Origin of the sequence: Burkholderia sp. NLJ2 (assembly GCF_049487195.1) — a bacterium.
Taxonomy (GTDB): Bacteria; Pseudomonadota; Gammaproteobacteria; order Burkholderiales; family Burkholderiaceae; genus Burkholderia; species Burkholderia pyrrocinia.
Genome location: NZ_CP137808.1, coordinates 1,466,053 through 1,487,879, shown reverse-complemented (window position 1 = coordinate 1,487,879; position 21,827 = coordinate 1,466,053). Strand labels below are relative to the sequence as shown.

The window sequence follows — 21,827 nt, the reverse complement described above, 5'->3', positions numbered from 1 at the left end:
AGGCACCGCCCCGCCCTCGCCTGACGGTGTGCCCGCTACCGCTCAGCGGCGGCGCAGCAACGCGACGAAGAACAGGCTGCCGAACAGCGCGGTCACGATGCCGATCGGCAAATCCTCCGGCGCCGCGAGCGTGCGGGCCGCGACATCGGCCCACACGAGCAGGATCGCGCCCGTCAGCGCGGCGACCGGCAGCAGCCTGCCGTGCTCGGCGCCGACGACGCGACGGCACAGATGCGGCGTCACGAGCCCGACGAAGCCGATCGCGCCACTCACCGCGACCATCGCGCCCGTCGCGAACGACGCGACGACAAACACCTCGCGCCGCATCCGCGCGCTCGGCACGCCGAGCGCGGCCGCCGCGACATCGCCCGACATCAGCGCATTCAGTTCGCGCCGTCGCGCATACAGCACGCCGCCGGCGAGTGCCGCGCACACGGCCGGCACCGGCAGCAGATCCCAGCGCGCGAGGCCGACGCCGCCGAGCATCCAGAACAGCACCGACGATGCGGCGCGTTGATCGCCGAGATACAGCAGCAGGTTGCCGAACGCGGCCATCATGAACGACACCGATACGCCCGCGAGCAGCAAGCGATCCGATTCGAGCCGGCCGCGCCGGTAAGCGAGCGCGATGACGCACGCGGTTGCCGCGAGCGCGCCCGCGAATGCAGCGGCCGACAACGTGAACGGGCCGAACGCCGCGCCGGCCACCACCGTGACCGCGACGGCGCCGAGCATCGCGCCCGCGCTCACGCCGAGCAGGTGCGGATCGGCGAGGCGGTTCGCGGTCGCCGCCTGCAACGCGACGCCGACCGCCGCCAGCGTTGCGCCGACAATCGCGGCCAGCAGCGCACGCGGCATCCGGATCAGCCACACGATGCTGTCGTCGCCGGCGCCCGCAACGACGGCGCCCGCAGCACCGAACGCCGACGCGATATGCGTGGCGACGATCCGCGCTGCGACCGGCATCGCGATCGGCGCGGGACCGAACGCAGCCGACACGACGATCGACACGATCAGCAGCCCGGCCAGCGCCGGCAGCACCGCGCGCATGCCGGGCCGCGACGCATGCACGGCCGCGCTCATCGCGCCGGCCCGGCGAACGCGGCCGGATACAGCGCGCGCGCGAGCATCTCGACGGCCGCGACGTTCTCGGGGCCCGGCGTCGCCGCGTCGTACGGAATCACGACGAAGCGCCGGTCGCGAATCGCGGCCACGCGCGCGAGCGCCGGCTGGCTCAGCAGGAACTGTTGCTTCTGCGCGGCCGTCACCGCCGAATAGTCGACGATCACGATCACCTGCGGATCGCGCGCCACCACGCTCTCCCAGTTCACCTGCGTCCAGCTGCGCGGCACGTCGTCCATCACGTTGCGCGCGCCCGCCGCCGCCAGCAACGCGGTCGGCATCGCGAGCGCGCCCGCCGTCATCGGCTTGTCGGTGCCGCTGTCGTAGACGAACACACGCAGCGGCGCCGGGCGCCCGATCGTGCGCGACACGGTCGCGAGACGTGCGCGCATCGCGGTAACGACCTGCACGGCGCGCGCCTCGACACCGAAGATCCGGCCGAGATTGTGCAGGTCGCGGAACACGTCGTCGAACGACGCGGCCGATTGCTTCATCACGTGCGAGCACGATTCGGTCAATTCATACGTGCGGATGCCGAACGGCGCGAGCGTCGCGGGCGTCACCGCGCCGCCGACATGCATCCCGTAGTTCCAGCCCGCGAGATAGAAGTCGGTGCGCGCGGCGGCCAGCACCTCGAGCGACGGATACTGGCTCGCCAGTTCGGGCACGCCGCGCAATGCGTCGCGCACGCGCGCGGTGCCCGTCTTCCAGCCGCCGATGCCCGTATAGCCGACGAGCCGGTCCTTCAGGCCGAGTACGAGCATCATCTCGGTCAGGTTCACGTCGTTGCTCACCGCGCGCGTCGGCGCGCGCTCGAACGTCACGTCGCGATCGCAACTGCGCACGGTGACGGGATAGGCGAGCGCGTGAACGGCCGCGCAGCCGAGCACGGCGGCGGCAGCCAACCGGCGGGAGACGAAGGACAACGCAGGTAATGGCATGACGGTCATTCCGGATGAAGCGGCGTGATGCGCGGCCGGCCCGTGACGGGATGGCGATCGACGAGCGCGGCGACGCCGAACACGTCGCGCAGCAGCGCTTCGGTCAGCACGTCGTCCGGCGCGCCGGACGCAACGACCCGGCCGTGCGCGAGCACATGGAGCCGGTCGCAATACGCGGCCGCGAGATTGAGGTCGTGAATCGTCGCGAGCGTCGCGATGCCGAGGCGCCGCACGCGCGCAAGCAGTTCGAGCTGGTGACGCAGGTCGAGATGGTTGGTCGGTTCGTCGAGCAGCAGCAGTTCCGGTTGCTGCGCGAGCGCACGGGCCAGCAGCGCGCGCTGCTTCTCGCCGCCCGACAGCGACGCGAAGCGTTGCGCGCGGCGTGCGGCGAGGCCGACGTCGTGCAACGCGGATTCGACGATCCGGCGATCGTCGGCCGACTCCGCATCGAACGGCCGCTTGTGCGGCGTGCGGCCCATGCCGACCAGTTCGTCGACCGTCAGCCCGAAATCGTCCGGCGTCTCCTGCTGCAGCACCGCGATGCGCTGCGCGACCGCACGCGGCCGCATGCGCCACACGTCCTGCGCATCGAGCGCGACAGCGCCCGCATCGGGCCGCGCGTAACGGAACACACAGCGCAGCAGGCTCGTCTTGCCGCTGCCGTTCGGGCCGACCAGCCCGACGAACTCGCCTTCGGCAACGCTCAGCGTGACCGAATCGAGCACGGTAATCGCACCGCCGGGAGACCAGCTCACGCGATCGATGTCGAGCATGTGCGTCACGGGAGGCTCGCCGCGCCGCACTAGAAACGCATCGTCGCGACGAGCTCCGCCGAACGCGACGGACCGAGCAGCCACTGCTCGCCGCCGTTCGACGTCGTCACCGCGTACGTGCGATTCGCGAGATTGCGCAGATACAGCGCCAGCTCGGTGCGCGCAGTCGGCCGCCAGCGCAGCGACGCATCGAACACCGTGTACGACGGCACCTGCAGGCGGTTCGCATCGTCGCCGTACGTCGCGCCGACATGGCGCACGCCCGCATTCGCCTGCCAGCGCTCGGCGAACGCCCAGCCGAGCCACAGGTTCGCCGTCTGCTGCGGCACGCTGGACGGCACGTTGCCGGCCCGCGACACCGTCGCGCCGCCTGCCACCTGGTTGAACGCGTCGTAGCGTGCGCGCAGCAGCGCGACGTTCGCATCGATCGTCCAGCCGTGCGGCAGCCGCGCGCCGCCCGTCAGCTCGATACCGCGCGACGATTGCCGGCCGACCTGCCGGCGCAGCGCGGGATTGACCGGATCGGTGCTGAGCAGGTTGCGCTTCGTGATGTCGTACACGGCAAACGTCCAGTACGCACGTCCGTCGAGCAGCGTCTGCTTGAGCCCGGCTTCCCACTGTTCGCCGGTCGCGAGCCGGTAGTTCGCCTGCGACGCGGGCAGCGTCACGAGCGAACCGAGGCCCTCCGCGCCGGTCGTGTACTGCGCGTATGCGCTGAGCGTCGGCGCGACTTCGAACACGAAACCGGTACGCCAGCCGACGTTGGCGAAGCGCTTGTCGAAACCCGCGCCGGTCGCCGCCTGTTCCCGGCTGAACGCGATGTGGTCGTATCGCAGGCCGCTCACCCACGCGAGTCGCGGCAGCATGTCGAGCCGGTTCTCGGCGAACACCGCGACCTGCCGCGCCCGCGTGCTGAACTGCGGCACCGTCGGGTCGGGGCTCGTGAACACGCCGGGATCGAAGCCGTGCGCGGCCACCGTCGATTCGCCGCCGTACGGCGAATTGTTGGTGCCGTCGAACGTGATCTGGCTGAACTCCGTGCCGACGACGAAACGGTTCGCGCGGCCGAACAGCGTGCCGTCGAAACGCGCGCTCAGCCGGTTGCCGATCTGCCGCTGATGGTGGCCGATGTCGAGATAATCGCCGCGCGTCACAAGCCCGGTCGCACGATCGAGCACATACGATTCGGCGTTGCGCCAGTGGCGGTTCGACGTCAGGTAGTAGAGCTGGTTGTCGATCGTCACGCCGGCCGTGGGACGGTAGCGGGCCGACAGGCGGGTCCACTGGTCGTAGTAGGAAATCGTCGCGTCGCCGACGTTGTAGTTGAGCTTGCGCAGCGACGGATCGAGCACGCCGTTCGGCGCGGGCACGCCATGGTACGTCGCCGGCATCTGGCGGCCGTAGTCGTAGTCGAGCGTCAGCGTGAGTTGCGGGCTCACGTCGAACTTCAGCGCGCCGCCGATCGCCGTCGTATGCGTATCGGCCCGCTCGGCGAGACCGTTCGCGCGTGCATCGCTCGCGTAGAAGCGGTACGACAGCCGCGGGCCGAGCGCGCCCGTCGTATCGAACGCGACACGCTTCGCGCCGTCGAGGCCGATGCCGACCTGCAGCGTCGTCTCGCGCGTGCGCTGCGGCCGCTTCGGCACGACGTTCACGACGCCGCCGATCGCCCCTTCGCCGTACAGCACCGACGCCGGGCCGCGCAGCACGTCGATGCGCTCGACCGACCACGTATCGAAAGGAAACGTGATCGTGCCGGCCGCCGGCATCAGCCGCACGCCGTCGAGCAGCGTCATCACCGATTCCTGCCCGCTGAAGCCGCGCACGCTCAACGCGGTGCCGCCGTTGCCGGGCGCCATCGCACTCGAGAAACCAGCCGTACGCGTGACCGCATCGAGCACGGTGCGATCGCCGCGCGCTTCGATCGTATCGGCCGTGACCGTCTCGACGCTCGCGGGTGTGTCGAGGCTCGCCAGCCCGAGCCGCGAGCCCGTTTCGAGCGGCTGCGTCAACGGGTCGGCCGGCGCCGGACGCGCAGTGACGCTGATCGCCGGCAACGCGTGCCGGTCGTCCGGTGCGCGGGCTGCCGCTTCGGCGGCCAATGCGCCGGAGGTCGCCATCGCGCAACCCAGCAGGGTCGTGCAGCCGCGCGCCGCGCGTGCGCGCCAGGCGCCGGTGTTCCGGCGCGACACGGCATGGTGCCGCTCCCCGCGCGCCGGGTTGTTTCTGGATTTCGTCACGTCGTATCGATCTTCGTGTGGTGTCGTCGCCGGCCGGGCTGCCCGCACGGCCGGCCGGCGACGAAAACGTCAGATGATACAATATATCAATTCATTTCGTCAGGGTTTTGTCAGCTTGCGTCGCCCCTCGCTCCCACGGCGCACCTGCAGCGGAAAACCGAACCGCACCCACAGCGTGTCGCCCTGCTGCCGGTTGCGCACCGCGAACGACGGCGAGCACACGATCTACAACCATGCGTCCGCGCGCACCACGTTCGTCTGCGACTGGTTCGTCGAGCGGCTGGCGCGCGCGGGCAGTGTGTGACGATGCATGCGTGGGCGACCGCAAGGCCGGTCGCCCACGCCCCAGTCACGCCAGGACTTTGCGCCGTCGCCCCGCAATCGCGCGGCTCAGCCGCCGACCTTGAACGCCGGCAACTGCTGCCCGAGCCGCGCGCCCATTTCCGCGCCGAGCGCTTGCAATGCATTGAACGGCCGGATCATGACCTCGAATTCGACGATCCGCCCGTCGTCGTCGAAGCGAATCATGTCGATCCCCTTCAGCGCCTTGTCGCCGACGCTCGCGCTGAACTCCAGCACCACGTTCTTGCCGTCGTCGGCGACGAACTGGCGGTGATAGGTGAAATTCTCGAGGATCGTGATCACCGTGCGCAGCGCCATCAACAGCGCGGGCGCCGGTCCGTACGGCTTGAACGCCATCGGCGAACGGAACACGGCGTCCGGATGGACGATCGACTCCAGCGCGCCGAGATCCTTGCTCTCGATCAGCGCATGCCAAGTGTCGAGCGATTTCGCGACAGCGGGTTGAACATGCAGCGGTGAATGCCTCATCGAAGACTCCTGTATCGTCGGGCGGAAAGGGAACGCATCGGTCTCACAGGGCCGCGGCAAGCGTCGTGCCCTGGTGAATCGCGCGCTTCGCGTCGAGCTCGGCGGCTTCATGCGCGCCGCCGATCACGTGAACCTTGCATCCTGCGGCTTCCAGTTGCACCGCCAGCTCGCGCAACGGCTCCTGTCCGGCGCAGATCACTACGTTGTCCACCGGCAGCGTCTGTTCGACGCCGTCGATCGTCACGTGAAATCCGTCGTCGTCGATGCGACGGTACGTCACCGCCGACGACATCCCGACGCCGCGCGCCTTCAGCGCCGTGCGGTGGATCCATCCGGTGGTCTTGCCGAGCCCGTCGCCGACCTTCGACGCCTTGCGCTGCAGCAGATGCACCTGCCGCGCCGCCGGTTCGGGCTGCGCATTGCGCAAGCCGCCGGCGTTTGCATACGACCGGTCGACGCCCCATTCGGCGAAAAACCGCTCGGCGTCGACGCGCGTGCCGTCGCCGCGATGGACGAGGAATTCCGCCACGTCGAAGCCGATACCGCCGGCGCCGACGATCGCGACGTTGCGGCCGACGGCCTTGCCGTCGCGCAGCACATCGAGATAGCCGAGCGTCTTCGGGTGCCCGACGCCGTCGATCGGCGGCATGCGCGGCACGATGCCCGTCGCGATCACCACTTCGTCGAATTCGCCCTGCAGCAGCATCTCGGCGGTCGCGCGCGTATTGACGTGAAGCGTCACGCCGCGCAGTTCGATCTGCCGGCGGAAGTAGCGCAGCGTTTCGTTGAACTCTTCCTTGCCGGGCACCTGCTTCGCGATATTGAACTGGCCGCCGATCTCGGCGCCGGCTTCGTACAGCGTCACCGCGTGACCGCGTTCGGCCGCCGTGACCGCGAAGCCAAGGCCCGCCGGGCCGGCGCCGACCACCGCGATCCGCTTGCGCTGCCGCGCGGGGCGGATCACGAGTTCGGTTTCATGGCACGCGCGCGGATTCACGAGACAGGACGTGATCCTGCCGCTGAATGTATGGTCGAGGCACGCCTGATTGCAGCCGATGCACGTGTTGATTTCGTCCGCGCGCCCTTCCCGCGCCTTGCGGACGAACTCGGCATCGGCGAGGAACGGCCGCGCCATCGACACCATGTCGCAATAGCCGTCGGCGAGCAGTTGCTCGGCGACTTCCGGCGTATTGATCCGGTTGGTCGCGACGAGCGGAATGCCAACCTTGCCCATCAGTTGCCGCGTCACCCATGCGTACGCGGCGCGCGGCACCTTGGTCGCGATGGTCGGAATGCGCGCTTCGTGCCAGCCGATGCCGGTATTGAGGATCGTCGCGCCGGCCGCCTCGATCGCCTGCGCGAGCCGGATCACCTCGTCGAGCGTCGAGCCGCCCTCGACGAGATCGAGCATCGACAGCCGGTAGATGACGATGAAATTCGTGCCGACCCGCTCGCGCACGCGCCGCACGATCTCGACCGCGAAGCGGATGCGGTGCTCGTATGCGCCGCCCCACGCGTCGTCGCGATGGTTGGTGCGCGCGGCGATGAATTCGTTGATCAGGTAGCCCTCGGAACCCATGATCTCGACGCCGTCGTAGCCCGCATGCTGCGCGAGCGCCGCGCATCGCACGAAATCGGCGATCGTCTCGTCGACTTCGTCGCTGCTCAACGCGTGCGGCGTGAACGGATTGATCGGCGCCTTCAGCGCGCTGGGCGCGACGAGCGCCGGCTGATACGCGTAGCGCCCGAAATGCAGGATCTGCAGCGCGATCCTGCCGCCTTCCGCATGCACCGCGCGCGTCACGACGCGATGACGCTCGGCGTCCGCTTCGGTCGTCAGCATCGCGCCGCCCGGCGCCGGACGTCCGCGCTCGTTCGGTGCGAATCCGCCCGTGACGATCAGGCCGGCCTCGCCGCGCGCGCGTTCCGCATAGAACGCCGCCATCCGCTCGAAACCGTTCGGCGCTTCCTCGAGGCCGACGTGCATCGACCCCATCAATACGCGATTCCTGAGCGACGTGAAGCCGAGTTCGAGCGGGGTCGTCAAATGCGGATAACGGGGCGTCATCGGATGTCTCCATTTTTATGCAACAAGTTGCACAGATGGTAGTCCGCCGTTTTCGTTTATGCAACCTGTTGCACAAACAGGGGCACCCGCTTGTACCGTGGCCCCGATATGGCAAGATGCGGTTCATTCCTCGGCCTCCTCCGATCCGACATGTCCCTGCCTCACGCGCTCCTCACCGCTCTCGCCGAACGCCCCGGTTCCGGCTCCGAACTCGCCGACCGTTTCGATCGCTCGATCGGCTATTTCTGGCAGGCGACGCACCAGCAGATCTATCGCGAACTGGGGCGTCTCGAGGAAACGGGCTGGATCGAATCGCTGCCCGCCGAATCGGGGCGCGGCCGCAAGCGCGCGTACCGGATCCTGCCGGCCGGCAAGAAGGAACTGCGACGCTGGATCGCCGAACAGGAAGACCCGACACCGCTGCGCGAAGCGTTGATGGTGCGCCTGCGCGCGGAAGCGGTGCTCGGTCCGGCCGGGCTCGAGGATGAAATCACGCGGCGCATCGCGCTTCACCAGGAGAAGCTCGATGTGTATCTGCAGATCGAGGCGCGCGATTTTTCGGAGCCCAACGAATCGCGCACGAAGCGCCTGCAGCATCTGGTGCTGCAGGCCGGCATTGCGAACGAGCGGTTCTGGGTCGAGTTTTCGCAGAACGCACTCGACGTGCTGCGTTTGCCGAAGGACTGATCCGCGTTCGCATCGTCCGGATCGAGCGGATGCATCACGACATGCTCCTGCCGCCCGCCGTCGTTCGACACGTCGTTCATCGTCAGCCGTTCCGAATCGGCAAATGATGGAGTGCGGCTGCCCCGCCAAGCCGACGGCGGGCGACCGTCAATCGAACAGCTTGTTCGCGGTGCGCGCGATCAGTTCGCCCTGATGACGCGCACCGGCCAGCTCGATCGCGCTCGGCACGCGCTGCCCCTGCCCGCCCGCGATCGTGGTCGCGCCATACGGCGCGCCGCCGACGATTTCGTCGAGCGTCATTTGCCCCTGGTGGCTGTACGGCAGCCCGACGATCGTCATGCCGAAATGCAGCAGGTTGGTGATGATCGAGAACAGCGTGGTTTCCTGGCCGCCGTGCTGGCTTGCGCTCGACGTGAACGCCCCGCCGACCTTGCCGTTCAGCGCACCGCTCAGCCACAGGCCGCCGGCCTGATCCAGGAACGCCGCCATTTGCGACGAGATGCGGCCGAAGCGGGTCGGCGTGCCGACGATGATCGCGTCGTAGTTGGCCAGTTCGGCCACCGTCGCAACCGGCGCCTGCTGGGCGAGCTTGAAGTGCGCGGCCTGCGCGACTGCCTCCGGCACCGTTTCCGGCACCCGCTTGACGTCGACCGTGGCGCCCGCCGCGCGTGCGCCTTCGGCCATCGCATCCGCCAGCGCCTCGATATGACCGTACGACGAGTAATACAGCACAAGAACCTTGGACATTTTGAACTCCTTATGAGCATCGCGACGATGTCGCGATGGAATCGGCGCGCGCCAAGCGACGCACGCTGCGTTGCATGACCGGATGGATGCCTGAATACCCCGAGCGTGATCCCGACGTGACGACCGGGCCGGCCACGCGCCCGGCCGCCCCGGAGGATCGGCCCGTTCGGCTCACGCGGCCGGTGCGATTCGCAATGCCGCGCCCCCGATCCGCGCATCGAGGCTGAATGCACCCGCGCCGAAGTACGCGATCTGCAGCAGGCCGCCGGCCATCATCACGTTCTTCAGAAAGTGAATCATCTGGTTCTGGTCGGCGAAGTTGTGGTGGAAGAACACCGCGGTCACCACACTGAACAGCGCCATCGCCAGCGCCACCGGACGGGCCCGATAACCCGACATCAGCAGCAGGCCGCCGCCCGCCTCGACGAGCACCGCGACCACGAACGCGAGCGATGGCGCCGGCAGGCCGACGGAGGCGATGTAGCCGACGGTTGCCGCATGCGCGGCCAGCTTGCTCAACCCGCTCATCAGAAACGGCGCGCCGATCAGAATGCGGCCCAGAAGCGGAAGATACGTGTAACGATCCATGATGAACTCCTGAAATTGAATGAATTGATTCGGTGGACTGGGAAATAAAGGCACTCAGCCGGCGTCCACCATCACCAGCTCGGAATCTTCGACCGCGACAATATCGAGCGCGGCCTCGTTCGTGATCGCGACGCCATCGAGCGGCCCCACGCGTTCTCCGTTCACGTCGACGCGCCCCGACGCCGCGACAAGATACGCGCGGCGCGAAACGCCCAGCGCCTGTCGGACCCGCTCGCCCGCCTTCAGCGTCGCGCCGAGCACACGGGCATCGGCACGGATCGGCAGCGCGCCGGCGTCGCCGGCAAAGCCGCTCGCCAGCACGACGAAACGCCCGGACCGGTCGCCCTTGGGGAACTGCTTCGTATCCCACCCGGGTACCCCGCCGCTTGCGCGTGGCAGCAGCCAGATCTGATAGACCTTGAGCGGCAGGTCGCCCCGGTTGAACTCGGCATGACGGATACCCGTGCCGGCACTCATCACCTGGACGTCGCCCGCACCGATCGTTCCTTCGGATCCCAAAGTGTCTCGATGGCCGAGCACGCCTTGCCGCACATACGTGATGATTTCCATGTCGCGGTGCCCGTGCATCGGGAACCCGCTGCCGACTGCGATCTCGTCGTCGTTCCAGACGATCAGCGGGCCCAGCGGCGCGTGCTCGGGCGTGCCGTCGGCCGTGACCGCGAAATGGTATTTCGCGCGCAGCCAGCCATGATTCGCCGCATCCAGTGATTCCCAACGCCGATGAACCAACATGTCCGCATCCTTTTTCCTGCTGCCCGCACGACGGGCGGTTGCCTGGCGGCGCCTCGCCGGAATCTGCGAAGCACCGAACGTTGGATGAATGCTAATTTCGCAAAGATCGCTCGCATATCTCCTGAATCGCAACGTATCATTGCTTCCAGTAGAACGATCTCGTCGAACGGAACCGTCGTCATGAACTCAATCGCCGATCTGAACGATCTCCGGCTCTTTGCAGAAGTGGTCGAACACGGGAGCTTCACGGCCGCCGCCCGCAGCCTCGGCGCGCAAACGTCGAAGCTCAGCCGGCGCATTCGCGCGCTCGAGGAGGAGCTCGGCGTGCGGCTGCTCAATCGCACGAGCCGGAGCCTGTCGCTGACGGAAACCGGGCGGCAGTTCCATCAGCATTGCGTCGCGCTGGTTGCGGAATCGAAGGCCGCGAAGGACATCGTGGATCGCACGCGCACGCAGCCGCAAGGCACCGTGCGCATCAGCTGCCCCGTCGGGTTGCTGAGTTCCGGTGTCGCGGAGATTCTGGCGCGGTACATCGAGGACAATCCGCAGGTCCAGGTGCTGCTCGATGCGACCAACCGGCGCGTGGATGTGGTCGAGGAAGGGCTGGATTTCGCGATCCGCGTCAGGGTTCCGCCGCTGGAGAACACCGATCTCGCGGTTCGACAACTGGGGCTGTCGTTCCGGATTCTCGTCGCGAGCCCGGCGCTGGCCGCACGTTATCCTGCGCCCGAGTCGATCGACAGCCTGAAGGACTGGCCAACGGTTTCAACGTCCAGCAGCGGCGACCGTTTCGTGTGGAGTCTGACGGACGCCGACGGGCGCGCGATCTCCTTCGCCCATCGGCCGCGGCTGGCAACCGACGATCTGGCGAGCCTGCGGCTTGCCGCGCTCGGCGGCATCGGCGTCGCCGAATTGCCGCGCGAACTGGTGAGCGCCGATCTTCAGGCCGGCCGGCTGCTCCACCTGCTGCCCGCGCTGTGGGCACCGACGGCGCTCGTTCACGCGATCTTCCCGACGCGCCGCGGCATGGTGCCCGCCGTTCGCCATCTGCTCGACGCGCTCGTCGCGGGCTTCGAGGAACTGAACCGGATCGGGTAGCGGCCGTCGGCACGGCCGCAAACGCGTCGCGACGACGCGTGCCGTCACGACGCACGCGGCGCGCATCGCGCCGCCGCACACCGGCCCCGGATCATGCGTCCGGCAGGATCACCACCTTGCCCTTCACCTGCCGGTTCGCCATTCGCGCAATCGCGTCGGCCGCGCCGGCCAGCGACACGCGCTCGGTGATCGCGGGCCGCACCTTGCCGACCGCGAACCATTCGGCGACCAGGCGCATGTTCGCGACATGCTGCGCAGGGTCGCGGCGCACCGCGTCACCCCAGAACACGCCGAGAATATCGCGCTCCTTGAGCAGCGCAAGATTCAGCGCGATCTTCGGGATCTCGCCGGCCGCGAAACCGACCACGAGGAAGCGGCCGTGCCACGCGGTCGCGCGCAGCGCCGCCTCGCTGTAGGCGCCGCCCACCGGGTCGTAGACGACGTCGGCGCCACGCCCGCCGGTCAGTTCGTCGACGCGGCGGCGCAGGTCTTCGGTCGAGTAGTCGATCGTCTCGTCGGCGCCCGCGGTGCGGCACAGCGCCAGCTTGTCCGCGCTCGACGCCGCCGCGATCACGCGCGCGCCGAGCGCCTTCGCGATCTCGATCGCCGCGAGCCCGACGCCGCCCGCCGCGCCCAGCACGAGCAGCGTCTCGCCCGGTTGCAGGCGCGCGCGCTGCTGCAATGCGTGCAGCGACGTGCCGTAGGCGAGCACGAGTGCCGCGCCCTGCTCGAACGTCATGCCCGGCGGCAGCGCGGCGATCTGGTGCACGTCGGCCACGCACTGTTCCGCGAACCCGCCGTGCCCGGTGAACGCGACCACCGAATCGCCGGGCCGCCACGCGGTCACACCTTCGCCGACTGCATCGATCACGCCGGCAAACTCGGCACCCGGCGAGAACGGCAGCGCCGGCTTCACCTGATACAACCCCTGGACGATCAGCGCGTCGGGGAAATTGAGCGACGCCGCCTTCACCTGAATCCGGACCTGGCCCGCGGCCGGTTCGGGAATCGCGACGTCCTCGATGCGCAAGCGGTCGATCGGGCCGAATGCGGTACACAACAGGGCTTTCATGGTCTCCTCTCTCCTTGCGCGGCGTGGCCGGGCATCGGTACGGTCTGCGGGATACGCCCGCACGGCCGGTTCACGACGAATCCGCGGCGGCCGGCAGGACCGGCATTCGCCACATCGTCAGCATTCCGGAATGTCAGCGTGGCAACGTTCAGAACCACGCGTCGTGCATGTCGAGCGTCGTCGTGTCGACACTCGCCAGCAGATCGAGCTGCGCATCCACCTTCGGCAATTCCCAGCGGAAAAAGTAACGGGCCGCCGCACGCTTGCCGTCGTGGAAATCGCCGTCACGTCCGTGCGCGGCGAGCGTCACGTCGAGCCACAGCCACGCAACGACGAGATGGCCGAACGCTTCGAGATAGACGCTCGCATTCGCGAGCCGCGTCTGCGGATCGCCGATCGCGCCCAACTGCTGCGTGAGCTCGCACAGCCGCGCCCAGCGCTGCGCCAGCGCATCGGCCTGCTCGCGCGTGCCGGCATCCAGCGCCCGCGCGCATTCGACGGTCGCGCGGATCCGCTCGTCGAGCGCGTGCAGCAATGCGCCGTCGTCCTGCGCGACCTTGCGGCCCAGCAGGTCGAGTGCCTGGATCCCGTGCGTGCCTTCGTGAATCGGATTGAGACGATTGTCGCGATAGAGCCGCTCGACCACGTAGTCGCGCGTGTAGCCGTAGCCGCCGTGCACCTGGATCGCGAGATCGTTCGCCACGAGACACCACTGCGACGGCCAGCTTTTCGCAATCGGCGTCAGGATGTCGAGCAGGCGCGTGGCATGGGCGCGCACCGCCGCATCTTCATGCGCGCGCCCTTCGTCGACCAGCTTCGCGCAATACAGGATCAGCGCGAGGCCGCCTTCGACATAGGCCTTCTGCGCAAGCAGCATCCGCCGCACGTCCGGATGCGCGACGATCGGTGCCTGCGGCGCGGCCGCATCCTTGCCGGCCGGCCCGAGCGGACGCCCCTGCGGCCGGTTGCGCGCGTAGTCGAGCGCGTGCAGATAACCCGTGTAGCCGAGCGCCACCGCGCCTGCACCGACTCCGATACGCGCCTCGTTCATCATGTGGAACATGTATGCAAGGCCGTGATTCGGCCGGCCGACCAGATAGCCGATCGCGCCCGCACGCCCTTCCGGGCGATAGCGCGTGCCTTCCCCGAAATTCAGCAGGCAGTTGGTCGTGCCGCGATAGCCCATCTTGTGGTTCAGGCCGGCGAGCACGACATCGTTGTGTTCGCCGGCTGCGCCGCCGTCGGTTCCCGGCAGGTACTTCGGCACGATGAACAGCGAGATGCCGCGCGTGCCGGGCTGCAAGCGGCCGTGTTCGTCGGGAATCTTCGCGAGCACGAGGTGGACGATGTTCTCCGCCAGCTCGTGTTCGCCGCCGGAAATCCACATCTTGTTGCCGGTCAGCCGGTAGCGCGGGCCCAGCGGCGAATCGCGTTCGAAATCCGCGCGCGTCGCGATGTCGGACAGCGACGAACCGGCTTGCGGTTCCGACAGGCACATCGTGCCGAGGAAACGCCCTTCCAGTTCCGGGCGCACGAACGCGTCGATCTGTGCGGGGCTACCGTGCGCGACGAGCAGGTTCGCGTTGGCGACGGTCAGGAACGGATAGGCGGCCGTCGCAATATTTGCGGCCTGGAAGAACAGGAACGATGCGGCTTCGACCAGCTTCGGCAACCGCATGCCGCCGAGCGCTTCGTCGTGACCCGCGGCGATCAGCCCGGCGTCCGCAAACGCACGCACGGCCGGCTCGACTTCCGGGATCAGCGTCACGCGTTCGCCGTCGAAATGCGGCTCCTCGCGGTCGCCGCGCGCTGCGTGCGGCGCGAACAGGTCGGTCGCAATCCGCTCGCTGGTGTCGAGCACCGCATCGAAGGTCTCGCGGCTGTGCTCCGCATAACGCGGCAGCGCGACGAGCGCTTCGGCATCGAGCCAGTCGTATAACAGGAACGCAAGATCGCGTCGCGACATCAACAGGCTCATCGTGCTGCCTCCCGGGTGCCGGCCTTGTCAGCCGAATGAATGGATCCGTGGTTGCAAGTGCTGGCAGGAATTTAGCACGGTCGTTCGCAAACAACAACGACAGGCGCGCTACTCGGCGTATCCGGGATTACGTCGATCGAGCCGGCGCAGCAGCCCGGGCCAGACGAGCGCCCCGGCGCCCATCCCTCTCGTGACCGCGGCGATCTGCTGCTTGATGCCGTCGAGAATCGGTTGCGCGATCGGCAGCAGCGCCGAGCCGCCGGCCTGTGCGCGGACCTGGATCATGCACGCCGCTTCGAAGAAGTACATCGCGACGAACGCGTCGGCCGGCGTGGCGCCGACGGTCAACAGCCCGTGATTGCGCAGCATCAGGTACGTGTTGCCGCCCAGGTCGCGCACGAGGCGGGATTTCTCGCCCTCGTTGAGCGCGATGCCCTCGTAGTCGTGATAACCGAGCGATGCCAGCACGCCGAGCGACTGCTGCGACAGCGGCAACAAGCCCGCTTCCTGTGCCGACACGGCGACGCCGTTGATCGAATGCGTATGCATCACGCACAGCGCGTCGTCGCGTGCCGCATGCACCGCGCTATGAATGGTGAAGCCGGCCGGATTGATCTCGTACGGCGACTCGGACACCTTGCGCCCGTCGAGGTCGACCTTGAGCAGCGATGACGCCGTGATCTCGTCGAACATCATGCCGTACGGGTTGATCAGGAAATGGTGCTCCGGGCCGGGCACGCGCGCGGAAATATGCGTGAACACCAGATCGTCCCAGCCGAACAGCGCGGTGAGGCGATAGGCCGCCGCCAGGTTGACTCGCGCATCCCATTCGGCGGGAGAGACCGCCTGCTTCTGGCTGACATCGGTTGAGGCCACGTCGACACTCCTTGTTCAGGGATTCGTGGACCGTGTCGCGTGCGGACACGATCGGGCCGATGCCGCAAACGAGGCCGTCGTCCGGTTGCCTTCGCAACATGTCGAGGACATCCCGGTCAACCGCTCGTCCGCATGGATCGCCGCTCGCATTATCGAACCATTTCGGATTTGCCATCGGATCGAGGCGATTCGGGAATTTCAGGCAATCGGTGACGGAGTACGCGGTCGATTGAACCACCGCGGAGAAGCGCGACGCGCCGGACTTCGACGAGATTTCAGGAAGATGCGGAGCGGGCATTCCCCGGCGTATCCATGCGCGGCACGACATCGGGAAGCGGGCATTCAAAAAAAAAAGCGCTTTTGTGTGCGCGCGGAAATGCGCGCTGGTTCGCCGCGGTGTGGCGCGCGGCAACGCGCGATGCGATCACGCGCGAAACATGCCGGTCCGGCGTGGTCGCGCAAATGCGAAGGTCCGGCCGGCCTCCCGGCCGGACGGCCCCTCTCACGATCGCATCGAACGGTCCGGACTCTGCCGCACCGCCACGTTCAACGCGAGCGCAACGCCTGCAACCCCAGCGTGAGCGCGTTATACGGCATCTCCGCGGCCCCCATCGAAAAGCTCGTCGTCTTCGTGGTCACCCCCGGCGTACGCATCAGCGCGCGAACGATCCGCTCGCTCGCGTGGCCGTCGCCATATGGATTGCTCGCGCGCGACATCTCCTCGTATGCACTGTCGCTGTCGAACAGCCGCGACGCCTCCCAGACGATCCGCTCCTGATCGGTGCCAACGAGCCGCGCGGTGCCTGCCTGGATCGCTTCAGGCCGCTCCGTCGTATCGCGCGTGACAAGCACCGGCTTGCCCAGCGCCGGCCCTTCCTCCTGAATGCCGCCCGAATCGGTGATGATGAAATGCGCGCGCGACATCAGGAATACGAACGACAGATATTCCTGCGGTTCGATCAGGTATATGTTCGGCACGCCACCGAGCCGCGCACGCGCCGGCTCCCGCACGTTCGGATTCATGTGCAGCGGATAGACGAACTGCGCGTCGCGATAGCGTTCCGCGAGCGTGCACAACGCCTCGCAAAAATTCTGAAACGGCTCGCCGAAGCTCTCGCGGCGATGGCCGGTGATGAGCACCACGCGCCGCGACGGTTCGAGAAACGGAAAATTCGCGGCAACCTTTTCCGTAAGCTCGGCGTTGTGGTCCAGCATGCGCTTGACCTCCTGCAACGCATCGATCACGGTATTGCCGGTCAGCACGACCCCGCCCCCCGGCACGCCCTCGCTGAGCAGGTTGTCGCGTGCCTTCCCGGTCGGCGCGAAATGCCACGACGATACCGCGTCGGTCACGCGGCGATTCAGTTCCTCCGGCCACGGCGACCAGACGTCGCCGCTGCGCAAACCGGCCTCCACGTGCCCGACCGGCAGATAGCGGTAGAACGCCGCGAGACTGACCGCGAGCGTGGTCGTCGTATCGCCGTGCACCAGCACGACGTCCGGACGCAATTCGTCGAAGACCACGCCGATCTCCTGAAGAATGCCGGTCGTCACGTCGGTCAGCGTCTGGCTTTGCCGCATCAGGTTGAGATCGTAGTCTGGCTTGATGTCGAACAGCGTCAGCACCTGATCGAGCATTTCACGATGCTGCGCGGTCACGCATACCCTGGCGTCGACACCCGTTTGCGCCTTCAGCGCACGCACCAGCGGCGCCATTTTGATGGCCTCCGGCCGAGTCCCGAACACAAGCAAGATCTTTTTCATCGATATCCTCGTTTAGCCTCCTTGCACCGAACGACCCCGTAAGTGGCGCAAAGCATGTATTCAGGCGGCGCCTCCCGTACTCGCACGCGGTCCACACGTCGCTGTGTCGCGGAGCGAGCGCGCCGTCCTGTCCGCGCGGTCTGGGCCACGCGAATCGTCGTAATACCGGCGTCCCGTTGCACTTGATCCGTCACGTCATGTGTCGTTCCTCGCTGCGTCGAGCGTCACGTCTGTTCGTCACGCCACTTCCACTACAGCAATAATCAAACCAGCCGCCCTGCGACCGGGTCCGGTTCGCGCCGCACACACTGCGTACATGCCGTGCGTAGCGGAATGTTTCACAACTGCTACGAGCGCTGTATCGCCGGGCGAGCGCGATACGCACAAACCTCCGGCCGTTCGCGCGATCCGTCCGACGACGTCGTCCGATGAATGGCGAATTCACGTCGCGTGCGGATTACGGATCGAACATCACGCATCTTTCGAAACGCTTTATGTCGTCTCGATTTGCAACTTTTGTCTGTGCAGCGAACGGTATGCAATCGACTGCCGGACACGGTCATGCACGAAGGGTTTCCCCGACACGCAGCGTCTGTCGCGTCGTACGAATCGAAGGATGCGAAATGTTGCGAATCTGTAACGAAGTTCCGGCACATGGCGATTACATCGGAGTCCGGTCCATTCGGACCATGTGGCGGCCGGGACTAACCCGCCGTCCCGGCGATGCACACGCAACGAACGACGGCGACGCACCGACAATGCAAAGCCGCGCCCGGCAAGGCGGCACGGGTTCGGCGGACAAATCGCTCGTCGCATGACGCGTGCGCGCCGCGACGCCGACCGCGCGCGGTCGCGACGCTTGCGCGAAAACTGATTCGCCGGTGAATCAAAACACGCAGCCGCCACCCGGACCGCTCTCGAAGCCGGCCCCCCCGCCCCTTGCTGCACGAGGCATCGCGGCCGATGGCTCACGCCTTGCTTAATTCAGGACAAGTGCGTCCCGCAACGCTTGCACGACAGCGGACAGACCCGGACGCCAAAGCAATCAACCGGGCGGCGACGCGTCCGCGTGGGGCGAAAGACATCCGTCCCTGCGCGGCGAACTCGCCGCCGCTTCCCGTTGATATCCGCGCGATCCGCGGGCCGCGTTCAAGCGCTCATGCGACGAACCCGCTCGCGAGCGCGAGTGGCGGCACCAGCCTCAAGCTCACCCGCGTCCGGGTGCACTGAGCCACAACGTCGACACGCTCGCCCGGCGCGACGCGACCAACGCCGCGCCCGGCGACGATTGCGAAGGAACACCGCGCAGGAGCCCCCGACCATGAACCGGCCCGCGCTTTTCCCGGCCGCCCGCGTACGCGCGGCCGCCGGCCGGCTGCGCCGCCTGTGGCGCGTCTTGTGCTGTGTGGCTGCGACCGGCTTCGCGCTGCACGCGGGCGCCGCCGAACTCCAGCTCAACGGACAGTACCAACGCCCTGACGGAGCGATCACCGTGCGCGTGAACGGCGCCGGCGTCGATCCTTATTTCGCGGCGAAGGCACTGCTCGCCGCCTCCGACGCGCAACTCGACGCGCATCAGGCCGCGCTCGCCTGGATCGCATGGCTGCTGCCGCGCCAGCGTCCGGGCGGCGGCTTCGATCGCTACTGTGTGAAGAACGGCCAGTACAGCGCATGCGCCGAAGCGGACGCCGACGACGCGATGATGGCGACGTGGATCGAACTGCTCGCCCGCTTCGCGCCACCCGACGGCATGCCCGCGACATGGGAACTCAGCCTGAACCGCGCAGGCACGCATCTGGACACCCTGCTCGACAAGCCTGCCGGCGTCTACGAGACCTCATCGTCGCAGCACGTCGCGCTGCTGATGGACAACGTCGAGGTACACAGCGCGTTCCAGGCGATCGCGGCGTACTACGTCCGGCGCGCCGACTACACACACGCGGGCCCGTGGAGCCAGCGTGCCGACCGGCTCGCGTCGGCGATCCTGAAGGTGTTCTGGCGTGGCGCGCAATCCGGCTTTCGCGCCAGCACGCAGCGAATCGCCGACACGAGCTTTTATCCGGCGAAAGTCGCACAGATCTTCCCGCTCCTTTCCGGCATTCAGGTTCCCGAACGATCCAGCGAGACGATCTATGCGCAGTGGATGCAGAAATACGGCAAGACCTGGCTGCAACTTGCCGGCACCGATTTTCCGTGGGGCTTGATCGCGTTGATCGCGTTCAGGATGAACGACTGGAGCACGGTCGCCTGCTGGCATGCGCGATCGGGCCCGTACCGCCACGGCACGCACTGGAACGTACTGGAGGAGTCGCTTTATCTGGCATTCGAAAGCCGGACGGCTGATCCCGTCGCGCCCGCTCGATGCGGATTCACGACGGCGTCGGCAACGGCAACCGCGTCGCGATGACACAAGGTGCGCGCGGTCCATGATGATTGAACAGGAAGGAGACGTGTCATGTGTGGCATCGTCGGCGCGGTCGCGCAACGGGACATCGTCCCGATTCTGATTGAAGGTTTGCGCCGCCTCGAATATCGCGGCTACGATTCATGCGGCGTCGCAACGGTCGTCAACGGCCAGGCGCGTCGCGAGCGCAGCGTGTCGCGTGTCGCCGATCTCGACGCACACGTGCGCAGCGCCGGCCTGACCGGCAGCACCGGCATCGCGCATACGCGCTGGGCAACGCATGGTGCTCCTGCAACCTGCAACGCACATCCGATCTTCTCGCGCGATGAAATCGCACTCGTGCACAACGGCATCATCGAGAATCACGAAACGTTGCGCAAGCAACTTTCAGACGAGCACTACGAATTCGACGGACAGACCGACACCGAAGTCGTCGCCCACCTGATCCACAGCAAGTATCGCGGCGATCTTCTCGCCGCCGTGCGAGACGCGACGTCTCAGCTTCACGGCGCCTACGCGATCGCAGTGTTCAGCAAACACGAGCCGCAGCGGCTGATCGGCGCGCGGGTCGGCTCACCGCTCGTTGTCGGCGTGAAGGACGGCGAATGCTTTCTCGCGTCCGACGCGCTCGCGCTCGCCGGCATCACTGACCGCTTCATCTTTCTCGAGGAAGGCGACATCGTCGAGTTGACGCCGGGCGGCGTGCGCGTGCTCGATCGCTGCGGCACACCGGTCGAGCGTGCGGTCCAGACCGTCTCCTCTGCACAGGGCGTGGTCGAACTCGGGCCGTACCGGCACTTCATGCAGAAGGAGATTTTCGAGCAACCGCAGTCCGTGGCTGCGACCATCCCGGATGCAGGGCTGTTCGATCCGGCGATATTCGGCCCGGACGCCGCGCGGGCGTTCGAGCAGATCGACAACGTGCTGATTCTCGCGTGCGGCACGAGTCACTATTCCGGACTGACCGCGCGCCGCTGGCTCGAAACGATCGCACGCGTGCCGGCGCAGGTCGAGATCGCGAGCGAATACCGTTACAGCGACGCGCTCGCGACACCGAACACGCTCGTGGTAAGCGTGTCGCAATCCGGCGAGACCGCCGACACGCTCGCCGCGCTCAAGTACGCACAGGCGCTCGGCCATATCGACACGCTGGCGATCTGCAACGTTCCGACCAGCGCGATGATGCGTCAGACCGGCCTGCGGTTCCTGACGCGGGCCGGCCCGGAAATCGGCGTCGCGTCGACCAAGGCGTTCACGACGCAGCTCGTCGCGCTGTTCATCCTCGCCGTGACGCTCGGGCGGCTGCGCGGCTATGTCGACAACGCGCAGCTCGCGCGCTATTCGACGCAGTTGCGGCGGCTGCCCGGCGCGCTCGAAGACGTGCTCGGGCTGGAGCCGCAAATCAAGCGCTGGGCGGCGGAATTTGCGCAACACGAAAATGCGCTGTTTCTCGGGCGCGGGCTGCATTACCCGATCGCGCTCGAAGGCGCGCTGAAGCTGAAGGAGATTTCGTATATCCATGCGGAAGCGTATCCGGCGGGCGAGCTGAAGCACGGGCCGCTGGCGCTCGTGACCCACACGATGCCCGTCGCGACGATCGCACCGAACGACGCGCTGCTCGAAAAACTGAAGTCGAACATGCAGGAAGTGAGGGCGCGCGGCGGGCAGCTTTACGTATTCGCCGATGCCGATACGCGGATAGACAATAGCGAAGGCGTGTCGGTGCTGCGGATGCCGGATTACTACGGGCTGTTGTCGCCGATCCTGCATGTGGTGCCGTTGCAGCTGCTTGCGTATCACGCGGCGTGTTTGCGCGGCGCGGATATCGACAAGCCGAGGAACCTGGCTAAATCGGTGACGGTGGAGTGATGGGGTTGGCCCGCGA

The 21,827-nt window shown here is 67.2% G+C and carries 18 protein-coding genes; 5 read left to right on the top strand and 13 right to left on the bottom strand.

Features of this window, described 5'->3' with window-relative positions; all coding sequences use genetic code 11:
- Window positions 1-42 precede the first annotated feature (42 nt).
- From R9B84_RS06865 to R9B84_RS06850, 4 genes are read right to left on the bottom strand one after another with little or no spacing between them, the layout of a single operon-like run.
- On the bottom strand, window positions 43-1,083 hold the full coding sequence (locus R9B84_RS06865) for a FecCD family ABC transporter permease (RefSeq protein WP_423759705.1): 1,041 nt from the start codon (window positions 1,081-1,083) through the stop codon (window positions 43-45).
- The gene (locus tag R9B84_RS06860; RefSeq protein ID WP_423759704.1) at window positions 1,080-2,072 is read right to left on the bottom strand and encodes an ABC transporter substrate-binding protein; all 993 of its coding nucleotides are present in this window, start codon (window positions 2,070-2,072) and stop codon (window positions 1,080-1,082) included. The genes R9B84_RS06865 and R9B84_RS06860 overlap by 4 nt, the downstream gene beginning before the upstream one ends.
- Window positions 2,069-2,836 carry an ABC transporter ATP-binding protein gene (locus R9B84_RS06855; protein WP_423759972.1) on the bottom strand — a complete coding sequence of 256 codons (768 nt, stop codon included), beginning with the start codon at window positions 2,834-2,836 and terminating at the stop codon, window positions 2,069-2,071. The genes R9B84_RS06860 and R9B84_RS06855 overlap by 4 nt, the downstream gene beginning before the upstream one ends.
- Window positions 2,837-2,865: 29 nt before the next feature.
- Window positions 2,866-4,956, bottom strand: coding sequence for a TonB-dependent receptor (locus R9B84_RS06850; protein ID WP_423759971.1), 2,091 nt, complete (start codon window positions 4,954-4,956; stop codon window positions 2,866-2,868).
- On the opposite strand from R9B84_RS06850, the gene R9B84_RS06845 reads away from it, so the two are divergent.
- The gene (locus tag R9B84_RS06845) at window positions 4,874-5,380 is read left to right on the top strand and encodes a hypothetical protein (protein WP_423760017.1); all 507 of its coding nucleotides are present in this window, start codon (window positions 4,874-4,876) and stop codon (window positions 5,378-5,380) included. The two genes, R9B84_RS06850 and R9B84_RS06845, sit on opposite strands and share 83 nt — an antisense overlap.
- 86 nt (window positions 5,381-5,466) lie before the next feature.
- Here the strand turns inward: R9B84_RS06845 and R9B84_RS06840 are convergent, their stop codons facing one another.
- Window positions 5,467-5,907 carry a nuclear transport factor 2 family protein gene (locus tag R9B84_RS06840; RefSeq protein WP_423759703.1) on the bottom strand — a complete coding sequence of 147 codons (441 nt, stop codon included), beginning with the start codon at window positions 5,905-5,907 and terminating at the stop codon, window positions 5,467-5,469.
- Window positions 5,908-5,950: 43 nt separating this feature from the next.
- A complete protein-coding gene (locus R9B84_RS06835; RefSeq protein ID WP_423759702.1) occupies window positions 5,951-7,975 on the bottom strand; it encodes an FAD-dependent oxidoreductase in 2,025 nt (674 codons plus the stop codon).
- Window positions 7,976-8,125: 150 nt separating this feature from the next.
- Here R9B84_RS06835 and R9B84_RS06830 point away from each other — a divergent pair, with 150 nt between their 5' ends.
- Window positions 8,126-8,662: a PadR family transcriptional regulator gene (locus tag R9B84_RS06830; RefSeq protein ID WP_423759701.1), complete on the top strand. Its 537-nt coding sequence runs from the start codon at window positions 8,126-8,128 to the stop codon at window positions 8,660-8,662.
- 147 nt (window positions 8,663-8,809) lie between these two features.
- Here R9B84_RS06830 and wrbA read toward each other — a convergent pair whose 3' ends face one another.
- From wrbA to R9B84_RS06815, 3 genes are all read right to left on the bottom strand, one after another.
- Window positions 8,810-9,409 (bottom strand): NAD(P)H:quinone oxidoreductase, encoded by a 600-nt coding sequence (gene wrbA / locus R9B84_RS06825; RefSeq protein ID WP_423759700.1) that lies wholly within the window; start codon window positions 9,407-9,409, stop codon window positions 8,810-8,812.
- 171 nt (window positions 9,410-9,580) lie between these two features.
- Entirely contained in the window at window positions 9,581-9,997 is a 417-nt protein-coding gene (locus tag R9B84_RS06820) for a DoxX family protein (RefSeq protein WP_423759699.1), read from the bottom strand.
- 54 nt (window positions 9,998-10,051) lie between these two features.
- Complete coding sequence (locus tag R9B84_RS06815) at window positions 10,052-10,750, bottom strand: pirin family protein (RefSeq protein WP_423759698.1); 699 nt, start codon at window positions 10,748-10,750, stop codon at window positions 10,052-10,054.
- A gap of 180 nt (window positions 10,751-10,930) precedes the next feature.
- Here R9B84_RS06815 and R9B84_RS06810 point away from each other — a divergent pair, with 180 nt between their 5' ends.
- A complete protein-coding gene (locus R9B84_RS06810) occupies window positions 10,931-11,848 on the top strand; it encodes a LysR substrate-binding domain-containing protein (protein WP_423759970.1) in 918 nt (305 codons plus the stop codon).
- A gap of 91 nt (window positions 11,849-11,939) precedes the next feature.
- Here the strand turns inward: R9B84_RS06810 and R9B84_RS06805 are convergent, their stop codons facing one another.
- From R9B84_RS06805 to wecB, 4 genes are all read right to left on the bottom strand, one after another.
- The gene (locus R9B84_RS06805) at window positions 11,940-12,920 is read right to left on the bottom strand and encodes an NADPH:quinone oxidoreductase family protein (RefSeq protein WP_423759697.1); all 981 of its coding nucleotides are present in this window, start codon (window positions 12,918-12,920) and stop codon (window positions 11,940-11,942) included.
- Between the two features lie 148 nt (window positions 12,921-13,068).
- A complete protein-coding gene (locus tag R9B84_RS06800) occupies window positions 13,069-14,898 on the bottom strand; it encodes an acyl-CoA dehydrogenase (RefSeq protein ID WP_423759696.1) in 1,830 nt (609 codons plus the stop codon).
- Between the two features lie 108 nt (window positions 14,899-15,006).
- Window positions 15,007-15,774, bottom strand: a complete 768-nt coding sequence (locus tag R9B84_RS06795; protein WP_423759695.1) for a class II aldolase/adducin family protein — start codon at window positions 15,772-15,774, stop codon at window positions 15,007-15,009.
- A 546-nt stretch (window positions 15,775-16,320) separates the two neighbouring features.
- Window positions 16,321-17,538 carry a non-hydrolyzing UDP-N-acetylglucosamine 2-epimerase gene (wecB, locus tag R9B84_RS06790; RefSeq protein WP_423759694.1) on the bottom strand — a complete coding sequence of 406 codons (1,218 nt, stop codon included), beginning with the start codon at window positions 17,536-17,538 and terminating at the stop codon, window positions 16,321-16,323.
- 1,321 nt (window positions 17,539-18,859) lie between these two features.
- Here wecB and R9B84_RS06785 point away from each other — a divergent pair.
- Both R9B84_RS06785 and glmS read left to right on the top strand, forming a co-directional pair.
- Window positions 18,860-19,945, top strand: coding sequence for a hypothetical protein (locus tag R9B84_RS06785; RefSeq protein WP_423759693.1), 1,086 nt, complete (start codon window positions 18,860-18,862; stop codon window positions 19,943-19,945).
- 48 nt (window positions 19,946-19,993) lie between these two features.
- Window positions 19,994-21,811, top strand: a complete 1,818-nt coding sequence (gene glmS, locus R9B84_RS06780; protein WP_423759692.1) for a glutamine--fructose-6-phosphate transaminase (isomerizing) — start codon at window positions 19,994-19,996, stop codon at window positions 21,809-21,811.
- The last annotated feature ends 16 nt before the right edge of the window (window positions 21,812-21,827 follow it).

Coding starts and splice junctions, on each gene's coding strand:
- R9B84_RS06785 (WP_423759693.1), top strand. CDS start 18,860: ATGAACCGGCCCGCGCTTTTCCCGGCCGCCCGCGTACGCGCGGCCGCC.
- R9B84_RS06865 (WP_423759705.1), bottom strand. CDS start 1,083: ATGAGCGCGGCCGTGCATGCGTCGCGGCCCGGCATGCGCGCGGTGCTG.
- wecB (WP_423759694.1), bottom strand. CDS start 17,538: ATGAAAAAGATCTTGCTTGTGTTCGGGACTCGGCCGGAGGCCATCAAA.
- R9B84_RS06810 (WP_423759970.1), top strand. CDS start 10,931: ATGAACTCAATCGCCGATCTGAACGATCTCCGGCTCTTTGCAGAAGTG.
- R9B84_RS06830 (WP_423759701.1), top strand. CDS start 8,126: ATGTCCCTGCCTCACGCGCTCCTCACCGCTCTCGCCGAACGCCCCGGT.
- R9B84_RS06850 (WP_423759971.1), bottom strand. CDS start 4,956: ATGGCGACCTCCGGCGCATTGGCCGCCGAAGCGGCAGCCCGCGCACCG.
- glmS (WP_423759692.1), top strand. CDS start 19,994: ATGTGTGGCATCGTCGGCGCGGTCGCGCAACGGGACATCGTCCCGATT.
- wrbA (WP_423759700.1), bottom strand. CDS start 9,409: ATGTCCAAGGTTCTTGTGCTGTATTACTCGTCGTACGGTCATATCGAG.
- R9B84_RS06820 (WP_423759699.1), bottom strand. CDS start 9,997: ATGGATCGTTACACGTATCTTCCGCTTCTGGGCCGCATTCTGATCGGC.
- R9B84_RS06840 (WP_423759703.1), bottom strand. CDS start 5,907: ATGAGGCATTCACCGCTGCATGTTCAACCCGCTGTCGCGAAATCGCTC.
- R9B84_RS06835 (WP_423759702.1), bottom strand. CDS start 7,975: ATGACGCCCCGTTATCCGCATTTGACGACCCCGCTCGAACTCGGCTTC.
- R9B84_RS06805 (WP_423759697.1), bottom strand. CDS start 12,920: ATGAAAGCCCTGTTGTGTACCGCATTCGGCCCGATCGACCGCTTGCGC.
- R9B84_RS06860 (WP_423759704.1), bottom strand. CDS start 2,072: ATGACCGTCATGCCATTACCTGCGTTGTCCTTCGTCTCCCGCCGGTTG.
- R9B84_RS06800 (WP_423759696.1), bottom strand. CDS start 14,898: ATGAGCCTGTTGATGTCGCGACGCGATCTTGCGTTCCTGTTATACGAC.
- R9B84_RS06855 (WP_423759972.1), bottom strand. CDS start 2,836: ATGCTCGACATCGATCGCGTGAGCTGGTCTCCCGGCGGTGCGATTACC.
- R9B84_RS06815 (WP_423759698.1), bottom strand. CDS start 10,750: ATGTTGGTTCATCGGCGTTGGGAATCACTGGATGCGGCGAATCATGGC.